This window comes from Allorhodopirellula solitaria (assembly GCF_007859855.1).
Classification (GTDB): Bacteria; Planctomycetota; Planctomycetia; order Pirellulales; family Pirellulaceae; genus Rhodopirellula; species Rhodopirellula solitaria.
The window spans coordinates 1-15,281 of record NZ_SJPK01000036.1 but is presented as its reverse complement, the minus strand read 5'-3'; the positions used below and the strand labels follow the sequence as shown (position 1 = coordinate 15,281).

The 15,281-nt window shown below is 54.6% G+C and carries 9 protein-coding genes; all 9 read left to right on the top strand.

The window, feature by feature from the left end; translation table 11 throughout:
- The first annotated feature begins 798 nt into the window (after positions 1-798).
- The 9 genes from CA85_RS25510 (at position 799) to CA85_RS24055 (ending at position 14,357) form a co-directional block, all read left to right on the top strand.
- Positions 799-1,389 (top strand): glycosyltransferase, encoded by a 591-nt coding sequence (locus tag CA85_RS25510; protein ID WP_222435525.1) that lies wholly within the window; start codon positions 799-801, stop codon positions 1,387-1,389.
- A 7-nt stretch (positions 1,390-1,396) separates the two neighbouring features.
- Complete coding sequence (locus CA85_RS24090; RefSeq protein WP_186775194.1) at positions 1,397-2,680, top strand: O-antigen ligase family protein; 1,284 nt, start codon at positions 1,397-1,399, stop codon at positions 2,678-2,680.
- Between the two features lie 794 nt (positions 2,681-3,474).
- Positions 3,475-4,221, top strand: a complete 747-nt coding sequence (locus CA85_RS24085) for a glycosyltransferase family 4 protein (protein ID WP_186775193.1) — start codon at positions 3,475-3,477, stop codon at positions 4,219-4,221.
- 367 nt (positions 4,222-4,588) lie between these two features.
- Positions 4,589-5,794: a hypothetical protein gene (locus tag CA85_RS24080; RefSeq protein ID WP_146394187.1), complete on the top strand. Its 1,206-nt coding sequence runs from the start codon at positions 4,589-4,591 to the stop codon at positions 5,792-5,794.
- Between the two features lie 695 nt (positions 5,795-6,489).
- Positions 6,490-8,316: a hypothetical protein gene (locus tag CA85_RS24075; protein ID WP_146394185.1), complete on the top strand. Its 1,827-nt coding sequence runs from the start codon at positions 6,490-6,492 to the stop codon at positions 8,314-8,316.
- An 844-nt stretch (positions 8,317-9,160) separates the two neighbouring features.
- Positions 9,161-10,303 (top strand): glycosyltransferase, encoded by a 1,143-nt coding sequence (locus tag CA85_RS24070; protein WP_186775192.1) that lies wholly within the window; start codon positions 9,161-9,163, stop codon positions 10,301-10,303.
- On the top strand, positions 10,300-10,890 hold the full coding sequence (locus CA85_RS24065) for an acyltransferase (RefSeq protein WP_146394181.1): 591 nt from the start codon (positions 10,300-10,302) through the stop codon (positions 10,888-10,890). The genes CA85_RS24070 and CA85_RS24065 overlap by 4 nt, the downstream gene beginning before the upstream one ends.
- A gap of 423 nt (positions 10,891-11,313) precedes the next feature.
- Positions 11,314-13,206, top strand: coding sequence for an asparagine synthase (glutamine-hydrolyzing) (asnB, locus tag CA85_RS24060; RefSeq protein WP_146394179.1), 1,893 nt, complete (start codon positions 11,314-11,316; stop codon positions 13,204-13,206).
- Between the two features lie 2 nt (positions 13,207-13,208).
- Positions 13,209-14,357, top strand: a complete 1,149-nt coding sequence (locus CA85_RS24055) for a glycosyltransferase (RefSeq protein ID WP_186775191.1) — start codon at positions 13,209-13,211, stop codon at positions 14,355-14,357.
- Positions 14,358-15,281: the final 924 nt, after the last annotated feature.

The following is a 15,281-nucleotide window of genomic DNA, read 5'->3' as shown; positions in this document are numbered from 1 at the left end:
CTTGGACACTGTCCAAGAATCATCGAGGCCAAGAAGATCACGGTAATGTTCGTTGAGACTGTTCATCCCACCAGTTTACAAAAACCAGCTAAAATCGGCTATCTGCCACTAAATTCCGAGAAGAACCTTCTCGTGCTTTCGATCTCACGCAGGTGAGGATTTCTTGTACGTTAATAGAGGAACGCACACATGCGAATTTGCGTTGATGCGCGCTGTCTCAATCGGTCACATATACGCGGCATTGGTCGGTTGTTGACGGAGATTATTGAGCGATCACCTGCGACATTCTCCTGGATTCTTTTGGCTGATCGGAAGGATCTTCCTTTCCATAGCCCGAGTCACGATCACGTCGAGACGATTTTTCTTGCTGAACGCGGCTATCGCTTTCACTCGTGGACTCAGGTGACGCTGCCTGCGGCAGCAAGCTGGTACCGCAGTGATTTATTGGTATGCCCCGCCAATGAAGCCCCGGTGCTCTCGAGGGTTCTGGTCGTCTCCATTGTCCACGACGTCATCGAATGGAAGCCGGAGTTTACGGGTAGCGCAAAGGCGTCATTCTATCGTGAGCGGATTTTGCCCCGGGCGTTCTCCAGGTCCGCCAAGTTGGTTACTGTTAGCCAAACGTCCGCCTCTGAAATCAAACAACTTTGGCCGGTTTGTCGTCCCGAAGTAATTTACAATGGCGTTTCGAACTCTTTTTTTCAGAGCCAGGGAGCGGCGGAAGATTCGTCTCGCCATCAGGTGACTGACACAGCGGTAGGGGACCCTGGTGGCAGTATGTGTCGGAGAACGGAGTCTGTGTCTGCCGCTACTAGCGCGTTCGGTTCGGAGAACCGAGCGACAATGACGAGCCGGGAAGAACGCAGGCCTTTCATCCTTTACATCGGTGGTTCGATCCCTCGCAAACGGTTCGATTGGGCATTGCAGGTGTGGCAGCCATTTGCCGATCGCGTTGAGTTGCTCACGCTCGGTGTGGATCCCACCAGAGTGCAACGGCAGATGGAGGCGATTGAGCCTTGCAATCGCGCCCGGGTGAAGTTTCTCGACTTTATCCCTGATGAAGATCTTCCTGATCTGCTCGCCTCAGCCAAGTGTGTGCTCTATCCGACCCTCTACGAAGGATTTGGATTGCCAGTGGTTGAGGCCAATGCGGTGGGGACGCGGATCGTTCAAAGTCCGTGCGGAAGCCTCGCGGAACTGATAGGGCCGCTATCGGTATCCCTGCCGACGGACGATGACGAGGCTTGGTCGCGAGCGATTGGCTTATCTCTGGAGACGCCTCCCTCCGAACGAAATCGGAATGACGCTCAGGCATGGGCGCGGCAATTCGACTGGGACGCAACTGCCGACGCCTACCAGTGCGTCTTTCAATCGATCGCTGCGAGGTAAACGCCAAATGGGCGCTTTGGCTGTCTTACTGCTGTTTGCTGGTTTGCTGGCCGGCAGTCTGGCTCGTCCCTGGGTGGGTGTCTTCGGCTACCTTCTGTTTGCTGTGCTCTGTCCCCAGTGGAACTGGCGGTGGAGCTTGCCGGATATCAACTATCAAAAGTATCTAGCTGGCGCTGCCCTGTTGAGTTTCCTCCTCAGCGGCATGCGATACCAGCCCCTACCGAAGTGGGGGCGGGTGGCGTTGTTCAGCCTGGTCGGCACATTGTTGCTGAATTTTATCAGTGGCTTCGGCTCGATCGATCCTTCGAAAACAAAATTTTTTCTGGGCATCTTTTGGAAGATCACACTGATGTCATGCTTGGCCGCAGGCGTCCTAGCAGACTTAAGGGTGATAAGGATAGTGTGCGTTGCTCTGGTCGCGTCTCAAGGCTTCAACGCGTTTAACATCAATCAGCTCTACTATCAGAACAGCTTTTTAGACATTTATGCACTCACCTGGAACTTTCTCGACAACAACACTTACTCCATCTCCACTCTTCCAATCATGGCATTGGCTATCGGCTTGATATTCGCAGACGAAAAACGATGGGTGCGATACTTTGCTGGCGTAGTACTCGCCTTGCAGTTGCATCAGTTGATGCTGCTTGAATCTCGAGGGACGATGCTCGGTGCCATTCTCTTGCTTGCAATAGCAATAATCGTTATGCCGAAGACTCGTTTCAACTGGACCGTAGTCGGAGTAAGTGCCGTCGCCGTTGTAGTTCTTGCCGGCCCACCCGTAGTCGCGGAGTTCTCCTCTATCTTTGCGAGCGAAGATGAGCTCGATACGTCAGCGGATTCAAGATATTACCTGTGGCAGGCAGGATTCGACATCACGATGGACAACCCGCTTCTCGGGGTGGGACCATGGGCCGGCGAGTTGCTCGTTCCATCGTACTACCGCGGCAATATGCCGATGGGCGAAAGAAAGGCGCTTCACAACCTCTTTTTTGAGATGTCTACCGGCGCTGGCGTTCCCGCGTTGCTATTGTACTTTACTTTTTTTTTCGCGACCTTTGGCGGGCACTGGAGATTGTGGCGTTCCAGACGTTCGTTGCCGGCGCCGCTCCTGGCGATCAATATCGCGGTACTCTGTGGGATTCCTGGTTACTTCTTGGCCAGCATGTTTTCCAGCGGGATCTTGATCGAGAGCCCCTACCTACTCGTCGCATTGGGGATTGCAGCCGTTTCGGCCCAACAGACAACGAATGCACCGACTGCGTTTGGTCAACTTAAGTCTTCAATGGATTAGGCAGGTGTGTGCAGATAGTTCGGTTTTTGTGACCCGGGGCAGTATCCATGGTTCTTAGGATATTTCGATCATGGTGCGGGAAAACCGAGGCCATTGCCCAATACTACTTTTTAGGGACGCGTGTGCCAAAGCTTTGAAACATCTTTGCTAGCCGCACGGGCGTTCCGTCTTGTCAGATGATAAAGAAGTGGCGCATTAGTAGTGGACGAGACGACGAGTCCTTGGGAAGTTTGTAGTGGACGAGGCGACGAGTCCATCCAGCATCCAGCATCCGTCATCAACGAGGCGACGAGTTATTGGGACGCTTACAACGAGCCCCACCGAATTGGTACCTGGAAGCTGTCAATCATTGGCCATCGTGGAGCCGCACGCAATCAATTCGCTGACATGAACCTTCAACATCACCAGAAAGATGAATGCCACACAACAATAACAATTGTATTCGGGTTGGGTTGACCGAACGACATGGCTTGGCGGATGAAGCGAGCGCATCGCCACCGCATGGTGTGGAGTACGTCTTTCCGTCGCCGCATTCGAAGGTGATCTGGCCGCTGGGAAGTGGGATCAAAGGATTTTTTAGTAAGTTCGAAGGGGACGAGTGTGATCTCTACGAGGCGGTTCTATGTCCGATCCGAACCATGTCGCCGTGGATTTGCACGCTTGGAAACATTCATTCTGCACTCGCCTTTAATTTCTTGGGAGCGCCGATACCTCGGCGGATGCGTTTGCGGTACATCGAACAATGGTTTCTACGAGATAACTTTCGCAAGTTGATCTTTCGCAGCGAAGCGGCGATGGCAGAGTTCCGTACTGCGGTTCCCTATGTCTCAAGTGATCTTGTGGCGAAGTCTACCGTTGTTTACCCCGCCATTCGCTCTGTCCCTTCCGACCCAGTTCGACAGTCCAGCCGTGATACCATCAATCTGTTGTTCAGTGGGTTCTTTTTCCGGAAAGGTGGCGCTAGCGTTGTCGATGCCTTCTGCACCCTTCAGAAGCAGTATCCAGGAGTCAGGCTACGGCTTTGCTGCGACCCGAGAACCGATTTTGAAACATCCTGTGCATCGATGCGCGACGAGTATCTCGCGAAAATCGATATGAATCCTGCGATAAAGCTCGGGCGAGTCTCTCGTATTGAAATGATCGAACGCGTGCTTCCTGAAACCGACGTTTTTGTCATGCCGACCTATAACGAGGCTTTCGGTTTCGCTATTCTGGAGGCGATGGCCCAGGGGATACCCGTCGTTTCAACCCGTCATTTCGCAATCCCCGAGATGGTCGAGCACGATCGAAGCGGATTCTTGATCGACTTTGGTTCATTCGACGTCGCAAAGCTGTTTCCTGGGTATGTTGTCGATCAGATTCCGGCGGACTTCCACGCTTCCGTGACCGAGCAATTAGAATCTTATTTGAGCCAGCTCATTGGGTCGAAAGAACTGCGAGGCCGCTTCAGCGCGCGCTCCCTCGAGATCGTTGCGTCGAAGTTCTCGATTGAACGACGAAATCAGGTTATGCTGGATATCTATCGTAACGCGATCAAATAAATACGTAGGTGAGATGCTCTGTCGATGGGAGTTGGTGCGATGGTTCTGGATTGTGGAAGCTGCTCTTGATCGTAGTGTAAACGGACCACCCCATGTGGGCCTGTTGATTGAAATGGAACAGCATCGGGCTGGTCAGCGCGATGTTTTGACAGAGAACCCGACCGTGCAGCCTGTTTTCTCGCCGCTGGAAACGTTTTGATTTAAATTACAGTGATGAGAGATGTGTCGGGGGCGGCGATTGCGCTTCCGCGGATCTGGCCGGGGGGGGCGATTTTGACGAGAACAGTCAACAAATTATTTGTGATCGGTGATCGATTATAGTAGACTCTCTGCTCTCATCCTTATTCTCTCGATCGAAGCGAAGACTATGAATGTAAAATCTGCGTTGATTGCAGTGGTTTTAACGGCAGTGACGTTGGTTAACAGTGGCTTTTCACAGAGTCTTGGTGGTTCGTCAAGTCAGAGTCAGACGTCGCCGTTTTCCTACGCACCCGCAAATGTTTTGGCGGAGTACATGCTGCAGCCGGCTATTCTGAAGTTGCAGTTGGCGAACTATGTGTTCAAAGTCGTGACGGCCCCTCTGGTAGTAGATCAACCGGCTGGGCCTCGGCTGACGCCAGGGGACTTTGAGTTAATGGGTGGGTATATTGTACCTCAGGTGTTTTCGAATCCGGGACTGGCGATTGACTTTCAAACTCAGCGGGTTTACGCCGGCTCCAGAAACAATGAGCAGTCAATTAACGTCTACGATCTGCCTGCCATGGGGAGCGGCGACGACGTTTCAGCGTGGCCTCGGTTGACGAAAGTGGATGTGATACCGCAATTCTGGGAGACAGTCCCTTCGACCGAAGCAACCCATCCTAATGGACTGGAGATACGTGATGGCAGGTTATGGGTTTCCCCCCGTGGCTGGTACACGATTATGCCGCGGCCATTCCTGCGGATTTTCGGCAAGTCGCTGAGCAATGGGACAGTTGAAACCAAGGACATCCCCGTTGCGACTCAGGCGTATGGTGGTGGTTTCTTAAAGGGGCATCCATCAAAATGGCTGATCGGTGCAGGGGGGTATATGAGTGGCCAGGGGGGAGTTGCGGGGCCCACCGCCGCAACCGCCGATGGAGAAATTCTGCTGTCACAAGTCGATTTCGGCTTGCTGGACTTCGAAGCCCGTGAGAAGCGGCCGCCAACATTGAGTCCTGTAAGCGGTGTAGACACCTGGCAGTCAATGGTGCCCCGCGGTGATGTTGGAGCATGGGGGTCGGACGCGGCTATCGCGGGCGGGATTTGGACCGATCGCGGATTGTGCTATTGGCCTCGTCTACACACTGGAGAAGCGGACTACTACAGTGGCGGAGGTAAGTTCAGCGGACCCAATGAGACTTGGCTGTATACCTACGACCCATTTAGCTTTGATGGCGTGCAGTATCAGAAGTGGTCGCACGGAGAGGTGATCGGGCATGAGTTGGGTGAAGATGGACTCGTGTATCTGTTGATCAACGACGCCTACCAAGCGGGTAAGTACGCGGTCCATGACGTCATCAAGGTCTTTCGCATCATTGACTCAGAAGGCTGACGGTTTTAGGGCATGCCTATGTTCAAGCAAGGTATCCTTTGTTCTCCTGCATCCTTCGTATTAACTAGCTTTTGATGTCGCGTAGTACAGAGAGGAAGGGCGGCCCTGAGTTGAACCAATCTCGATTGTCGGTGCAGATGCTGCTCACTGTCACTCTCGAGGACGGGAGGTCATGGTCCGCGAGAGTCGACGATGATCAACGCGTCTCTAGTGAGTATTGCAAAAGCTACGATGGCTCAGGTGGCCGTTGGTCGCTTCGGATTCAAGCTGAAGTTGATGCCTCTATTCCGGATCCGCCGAAAGCTTCCAATTGCTACCGTGGTCAATTTTTATCGGCGGTTGGAGAATCGGTGTTGCAGTGGTTCGCTTCAGTTGAACGCTGCAAATCGGATGGTGGCGACAGGTGGTCGATAACGCTTCGGAATTCTGCAGCGGCATCTCATCCCCGAGGTGTCTGGGAGCTTGGCGACGCGAATTCTCTAAAAATCCGGTCGGCACGACTCGCGATCGCGCCGGTCGACGGACGTGGCTGGGATCTCGTGTCTGCGGGGGGAATGCGACGTCTGCAGGCGTGCACTGAACAGGAGCCAATGGAGTGGTCGCAAAGCGACGGGATTTGGGATCTTGCGCAGTTTTCGAGCGGAGCAGCACGTTCCAATAGTCCAATCCATCGAGAGCAGTCTGGAATTGGCCGGGTGACCTCGCAGGGTTATCGCCTGTTGCACAGCGGCGAGGAATCAACTGGTACGCGAGCGACCCCATCGGTTGTTGTGATTCTCGATCGTGGCCAAGCGATTGGTCTGCATCTTCCCCGGTTCTGGCAGAAGTTCCCAAAGGCTCTATTTTACCGGCCCGTCGATGGTCCACACGCACTTTCCTCAAGTGGCAACCCGGTTTCAGCCGTTAACTCTGTCTCGGCAAGCAAGCAATCGACGGAGGTGTTGCGGTCTCGTACCGACGCCGAGTGGGAGTTCGGTCTGGAGATGTTTCCTAACCAGCTGGATGTTTTGGAGGAATTGCAACCGGGGGAACAGTCAACGTTCGAGTTTTGGCTGGCGACCGGGGCAGTGGATGTCCTCAAGGAGCAGTTGTCCGTCATTGCGGATGGTGTGCGTCCGCGCAATGATAGGCCACTCTTCTGTGAGCGAGGCCGGATTGCATGGTTGACGCCACGTGGAGCGGATGTCAGTCCCGAGTACTCCAAGTATTTAGAACTCGTCGATCAGGCTGTCGCTGGCAGCAACAGTTTCTTCAACAAACGAGAAGAGTTTGACGAGTACGGCTGGCGGAATTTTGGGGACGTCTTCGCCGATCATGAGTCCGCCTACAACGCGGATGGTGAAGTGTATGTTTCGCACTACAATAACCAGTACGACATGATCTACGGGCTGGGCATCCAGTATCTCACCGGCGGCGATTCGAAATATCTTGAGTTGATGCAGGATTTGGCTCGTCATGTCATCGATATCGATATCTATCATACCGATGAGGACCTGCCCTGCTATAACCATGGGCTGTTTTGGCATACGGTCCACTATGTGGATGCCGGATTGTCGACTCATCGAGGGTATCCGCGCGGCACCTGCGGCGGCGGTCCTTCCTCCGGGCACGCGTATGCTCGCGGGTTGCTACTGCACTATTGTTTGACCGGCGACCCGACCGCTTACGAGGCGGTAGAGAAAATGGGCGAATGGATGATCGCGGCCGAGGATGGTCGGTACACTCGGTATTGGTGGTTGGCCGGTGGGGAAACAGGGCTGACCAGCGCGAGTGGTTTGGAGGATTACCATGGCCCCGGACGCGGGCCGGGAAATGCGATCGAAGTTCTGTTGTCGGCTTACGAATTGACGCAACAGCGTCGTTTTCTCGATCAATGTGAAGTGTTGATCCGGCGTTGCGTGCATCCTGATCAAGCTCCGGAATCACTTGATCTGCTCGATGTGGAGAACAAGTGGTTCTATCTGATCTTCCTGCAGGCACTCGGTCGGTACTTGGAGGTCAAGATTTCGATGGATGAGATCGATCTTATGTACGCCTATGGGCAGAGCACCCTGCTACGATACGCTGACTGGATGGTCGAGCACGAGCGTCCTTTCTTGAGCGAGCCGGAGAAGCTCGAGTACCCCAACGAGACGTGGGCGGCCCAGGACATACGCAAGACCGAGGTTTTTCAGTGGGCAGCTCGGCATACTACCGGGGACCAACGGGCGCGGTACCTCGAACGTGCCCAGTGGTTTTTCAGGCACGCCGTTGAGGAACTCGATGGATTCGAGACCAAAGGGCTCTGCCGACCGATCGCATTGCTTCTGGCGAATGGGTACACCTATGAGTACTTCCGTCGTGGTGGATTGGATGAATTGCCACCAGCACCAACCGCTCCTGCGGTTACTTTTCCGCCGCAAGTCGTGTTCCGCTCGCAGAAGACGAGAGCGATTGCTAATTTGAAACGTACCCTGATGCTGGGGTTGCTCGTGTGCTGCGGTGGCGTTCTGGCGGGAGCCTGGTGGTGGATCCGAACATAGTCGCTCAGCTCTCCGAGCTGAGAACGCCCCGGGGGGATTGAGCAGTGTTCTCAGTCACGGGCCGGATGTCGAGAGCGTGTTGGAAGGGCAATTTTGCCGTTAAGGGCGGTGGGAGGACGCAATCGGCTCGGAGAGCCGAGCGACTTTTCCGAAACATAGTCGCTCAGCTCTCCGAGCTGAACGCGTGCAGTGCACTCAAGACAGCATTCTCAGGGAAGATCGGATACCGCAAAAGTTGTGAAAAACCTATCTTGCCACGCAAGCCGGCCGGAGGACGCAATCAGCTTGGAAAGCTGAGCGACTTTACCGAATCATAGTCGCTCAGCTCTCCGAGCTGATCGCGTGCAGTGCACTCAAGACAGCATCCTCAGTGAAGATCGGATACCGAAAAAGTTGTGAAAAACCCATCTTGCCACGCAAGCCGGCCGGGGGACGCAATCAGCTCGGAGTGCCGAGCGACTTTACCGAATCATAGTCGCTCAGCTCTCCGAGCTGAACGCGTGCAGTGCACTCAACGCAGCATCCTCAGTGAAGATCGGATACCGAAAAAGTTGTGAAAAACCTATCTTGCCACGCAAGCCGGCCGGGGGACGCAATCGGCTCGGAGAGCCGAGCGACTTTATCGAAACATAGTCGCTCAGCTCTCCGAGCTGATCGCGCGCAGTGCACTCAATACAATATCCTCAGTGAAGGTCGGATACGGAGAGAGTACCGCGAGACCTATCTTGCCACGCAAACCGGCTGGAGGACCGCAATCAGCTTGGAAAGCTGAGCGACTCAATCGAGTGCTATTCCGAGCGATTCGAGTATCACGCTGTCTACTTCTATGGCCGTCAAATCAACTATGCAATCGAACGTTTCTCGACCTGTTATTTGCCAACTGCTGCACTCGCTGAGTGTCGGTGGCGCGGAGATTCTAGCGAGTCAGTACGCAGAGCGTTCTCGAGAGATGGCGCGAACGGTCTTCGTTTGCTTAGAGGAATTGGGTGACCTGGGTGAGCGTCTGCGCGGGGCGGGAGCGGAGATCGAGGTGTTCCGACGACAGCCCGGTTTTGATTACCGCCTAACGAGAGATTTGGCGAGTTTCTTTCGCGATCAGATGGTGGATGTGGTGCACGCGCAGCAGTACACACCGTTCTTCTACGCCGCGCTGAGTCGCTTGCCTCGCGGTGGGCCGCCGATTCTGTTTACCGAGCATGGCAGAACTTATCCCGATTATCGACGTCCGAAACGTGTGCTGGCAAACAAGTTCCTGTTGCGGCGCTCAGACCGAGTGGCGGCGGTCGGCGAGCAGGTCAAGCGAGCATTGGTGGCCAACGAAGGGATTGAAAGCAAGCGGATTGAAGTGATCTATAACGGTATCGACGTGGCTGCATTTCGTCGCGATACCGGCAAGCGAAGTGAAGTCCGTCGGGAGTTAGGATTACAGGAATCCGATCTCGCCGTCATGCAGGTCGCCCGGCTGAATCAATTGAAAGATCATCTAACTGCCGTCCGAGCATGGCACCGTCTGAGTTCGTGTCCCTCTATTCGGCTTTTTTTGGTCGGTGAGGGGGAAGAGCGTGCAGCCATCGAAAAGATGATCGGCGAGCTGAAGTTGCAGCGGACCGTGACGTTGCTCGGGACGCGGACGGACGTCCCCAGATTGCTCAATGGTGCGGACGTGTTTTTGATGACCAGTGTATCGGAGGGCATACCGCTCACGCTGATTGAAGCGATGGCCAATGGGCTGCCCTGCGTTTCGACGTCGGTGGGTGGTATTAGCGAGGTGATCGTCGATGGGCAAACCGGTCTCTTATCGGCAGCCGGTGACGATCTCGCGATCTCGGTGAACGTTCAGTGTTTAGCCAGTTCAGCGGAACAACGCCAGCGGTTGGGTGCTGCGGGCCGCGAACGGGCTGAAAGACTATTTAGCGATCGAGTCATGCACGATGCCTACCACCGTTTGTATCGCGAAATGGCTGGTGTCGGAGGCGTCTCGTCATGATGCTGAAACGCACCGTGCAGTGCGTCTTCCTCGTATTCGCGGTTCCGCGTTTACTTTCGTATTTTGTGGCGAGACGAATTCTTGGAACGCGCGCCTTCAGCGCAGCCTCTGAATCGATTGCCCGGGTACCCGGCTTCCGCGGAGTCTACCTTCGCCAAGTATTCTATCGGTGTGTTCTGGATTCCTGTGATCTGGACGCCTACTTCGGTTGGAATAGCGTGTTTTCAATGACCGAAGCGCGGGTAGGGGAGCGGGCTTATGTTGGCCGTTTTTGCTCGATCGGCTATGCAGATATCGGTGCGCAGGCGATGCTGGCCGACGGAGTGCAGGTGCTCAGCGGCGGCAGTGAACATGATACGCAATCGAGTGACGTCGCGATTCATGATCAGGGGCAGACCTATCGGCAGGTTCGAATCGGTGAGGGCGCGTGGATCGGAGCGGGCGCTGTCATCATGGCCGACGTGGGCCGGCATTCAATCATCGGTGCCGGGGCGGTGGTCACGCAGCCAATTCCCGAATACGTTGTCGCCGTCGGCGTTCCGGCTCGCGTGATCAAGTATCGTCGCAGCGATCAAGCAACGTTTTAGCTCCCCAAAATCGCTTGATTACGCTCGCGACCCATGATCCTCCATAGTCGCTCAGCTTTCCAAGCTGATTGCGTTCAGGTATCGTCGCTCAGCTTTCCAAGCTGATCGCGTTCAGGTATCGTCGCTCAGCTTTCCAAGCTGATCGCGTTCAGGTATTGTCGCTCAGCTTTCCAAGCTGATTGCGTTCGAATATCGCAGTCCACACAGGAAGATCAATGTCGCCCGGTTCACCGAACCGAAAGCGTTGAGACCGTTTACGCTCGCTCCTAAGAAACGTGCGACAATCCTGAAACTGCAACCGATTGTTCCGTAGGTGCTTCCGTCGTCGACTCGGCGTCCTGCGCGGACGTTGGCAACCTCGGCTGCACTCCGGTCGGGCAGATACTCGTGTCCATTTACATCTTCCCCTCGTAGTCTTCATTTATGTGTGGAATCACAGGCGCCATTTGGTTGGCCGGCTCGCGGAGTATCGAGGACGCAGAGTTCACGCGGATGAATAATGCGTTGGCGCACCGGGGCCCCGATGGTCATGGCATCTATCGAGATGGCTTCGATAATGGGGGGGGAGTGCTGTTGGGACATCGCCGGCTGTCAATCATCGACTTGCACGGAGGGAAGCAGCCAATGAGTAATGAGGATGAAACGGTCTGGATCACGTTCAACGGGGAAATCTATAATTATCGGGAACTCCGTCAGCAACTTGAGAGTCAAGGTCACCGGTTTCGAACCCATAGTGATACCGAAACGATCGTGCATCTCTATGAGCAGCACGGCGAGAATTTCGTAGACCATCTGCGAGGAATGTTTGCGATCGCTATCTGGGACCGCGAGCGTCGACGGGCCATCTTGGCTCGCGATCGACTCGGTCAGAAGCCATTGGTCTATCACCAAGATGAGCAACGCCTGTTGTTTGCGAGTGAGCTCAAGGCAATCTTGGCGTTACCCGATGTGCCTCGCCAGGTGCGACCACAGGCCATCGATGAATACCTCATGTACGGGTACATTCCTCACCCGGGAACGATCTACCAGCAGATTCATAAACTCCCGCCTGCTCACATAGCTGTCTTCGAGGAGGGGCGGCTATCTACCCGATGCTATTGGCAAGTGCCCGCGACGCCTGAGATGGATGCGTCATACGAAGATCTCTGCGCTGAGTTGCGTCAGGAGATCAATGAATCGGTGCGATTGCGGATGCGCAGTGACGTGCCGCTGGGAGCCTTTCTGTCAGGCGGAATTGATTCGACAATCATCACGGGTGTGATGCAAGAGAACGCTACTCAGGCCACCAATACATTCACGATCAGTTTTCCTGTGGATGGTTTTGACGAGTCAGAGTACGCTGAAACTGCTTCTCGGCATCTCAAGACGAACCACCGAGTCATGCAAGTGCAGCCGGACTCGCTGTCGTTGCTCGAGGAACTCGTGGAACTCTTTGATGAACCGTTTGCCGACAGCAGCGCCGTGCCGACCTACTACCTCGCGAAGCTCACACGCGAACATGTGACGGTGGCCCTGACCGGCGATGGCGGTGACGAGCTGTTTGCGGGCTACGGCCGCTACCGCACCATCGACCGATTGCGGCACTTTGACCGCATGCCGACCCCGTTGGCGGGCCGGTTGGCTGGAGCGGGTGCGCGATTAATTCCTGCGGGGCCGCAGTCCTCCACGCGGCAACGTCTCAAAAACCGGCTCGGTATTTTGCAGGAGCCCTTTGAGCGTCGATATATCAATTGGGTCACGCAGTTTTCGGCTTCCAAACGTCAAGCGATGTACCGACCTGATTTTATGTCCCAATTGGACGAAGGCCTGCCGTCAGAATTCCTCCAAGGCTTGCTGCATTCCACTCAAGGGGGGCGAGCAGGCTTGCGTGCCATGCGATGTGACATGCACTCGTACCTCCCATGTGATTTGTTGGCAAAAGTGGACATCACGAGTATGGCTCATGGCCTCGAGTGTCGGAGTCCTTTTCTCGATCACCGCGTCGTCGAGGTGGCTAGCAAGTTTCCGTACTCCATGCTGGATCGCCCCGGCTTGATCAAGCCAGCGATCTCTCAGACGTTTGCCAAACATTTACCTCCCGCGCTGCGGGATCGACCGAAGATGGGTTTTTCCGTTCCGCTCGATAACTGGTTTCGGGGTGACTTACACGAGCTTGCCCAAGACACGCTAACCTCGGATGACGGATTCTGCCAGCAGTTTATCGAGCCGACGTATATCAATCGGATGCTCCAAGAACATCAATCTGGACGATATCATCACGGTGATAGAATTTGGAGCTTGCTTTTCCTCGAATTGTGGGGACGGGAATTCGGATGAGTATGCCAGAATCATTACTGGTCTTTTCCGACGATTGGGGTCGGCACCCGAGTAGTTGCCAGCACCTCATTGGGGAGTTGCTTCCTGAGATAGACGTCACCTGGGTCAATACGATTGGGATGCGTCCGCCGCGGCTCGACCTACTGACGGTCAAACGCGTTTGGGGCAAAGTAGGGGACTGGAGTCAACTGCGTCAAGCTGATGCGACTGGCAAAGGTGTGACAAATCACACGAATCTGACGGTTATCGACACGAAAATGTGGCCGTGGATGAATCATCGCTGGGACCGTTGGTTGAATCAAAGGCTGCTCATGTCACAACTAGCCTCGTCAGCCAGGAGTTCCGTCGCGGTCACGACGATTCCGATCGTGGCCGACCTCGTGGGGCATCTACCGGTGCGTCGCTGGATCTATTACTGCGTAGATGATTTTTCAGTTTGGCCGGGACTGGATGGTCCGACGTTAGGTCGGATGGAAGATGAATTGCTACCAAAGATGGATTTAATTGTCGCAGCGAGTGATTCGCTTGCTGCTGGGATCGCGGCGCGCGGCTTTCAGGCCGACGTGATCACCCATGGCGTCGATTTAGAATTTTGGTCGGCAAAACCGCATGACCTAATGCAGCCGACTATGTCACAGATTCCTGACAAGTCGCCGCTGGTCCTCTTTTGGGGAGTGGTCGATCAGCGGATGAATGCCGATTGGGTTTTGGAGCTCGCCGATCAGATGAGTAGCGGTGAAATTTGGCTGGTTGGCCCGAAACAGAACCCAGATTCTCGGCTAAGTGCTCACCCCAGGGTTAAACTACCTGGGGCTATACCCTACACTGAGCTACCTTTCCTTGCCCAGCGCGCGGATGTCCTGATCATGCCTTACGCTGATCTAGCGGTGACGCGCGCCATGCAACCGCTCAAACTGAAGGAATACCTGGCGACCATGAGACCTGTCGTGGCGGCGACGCTACCTCCAGTTCTCGAGTGGTCAGATTGTCTCGATGCTGTCGACACGGTGGGAGACTTTGTGGATCGAACACTATTCCATCTACAGAACAATGGTGGGTTGTCCCTTACCATGCGAAAAGCTCGCCATCGACTCGAAATCGAAACCTGGGCTAACAAGGCGTCGCGATTCCAACAGATGCTCTTTCGCTAGTGTTGTTAAGAAACTTCTGTGAGGGGATACAGGATGGGAGAGTTTCGTAGGCTTGGTTTCATGCGGCTCATCGACGCAAATATTAATCGTTTGATACAGGAGGCGATGCCTTAAACTATGCATTTACTATGGCTCTCCTTGCGAGGTAAGAGTGTGACCACGGCACGGTCTAAAACCCTGGTTTCTATTCGAAATTGAGTGGCAATCATCGAGGATGCGGGGTTTTCAAGTCATACTCTCCTGGGCCCGGTGAGCAAAAAGAAGGTTCCTCTCGGAATTTAGTGGCAGGCATCTAGGATGTTGGATTTTTGAGGCATGGGCTCCTGCGTCCAGTGAGCGAAAAACGGATGCCCGGCAAGCGTGAACTTGCCGAGCATCAACCGCACCATTGGCGCCCTATCGACCGGAATATTCCTTCCCAGGCCCGCGTCTCCGCATTGCCGCCAGTCCGTTTTTTCGGGCATCTACAAATGTATCGGAGTCGTCCCTGAAATGCAAAATTACTCATCGCAGGAGCCCATGCCTGGAAAATCCACCACGCAGGATCCGAGAATCGATCGGTTCGACCGCGATTTCCCTGCCACTAAACTCCGAGAAGAACCAAAAAGAAAGCCCCGGTAAGGACAAGATCACCGAGGATTGACCGCATCACTGTCGCCCAGCTTAAGCAGGAAATGACAGGCGACCGGAGCATCCGTTCCCAAGTTGCATTCCCAAAGAGCTTCAGCCCGTTGTTTCCGGCGCCTGAGTTCTAGGCGATTTCATGATGCATGGTAAAATCAATGGAGGCAGGAATACCACGGCCAACGCGCACTCTGGGCTAAATGGGCAGTATGCGTCGAGTTGCGCTCGGCCGGTTTTTAGGTGATGATATGGAGGTGATTTGTTCGCTTCCCATCGCTTTCCAATATTCATCTCTATGGC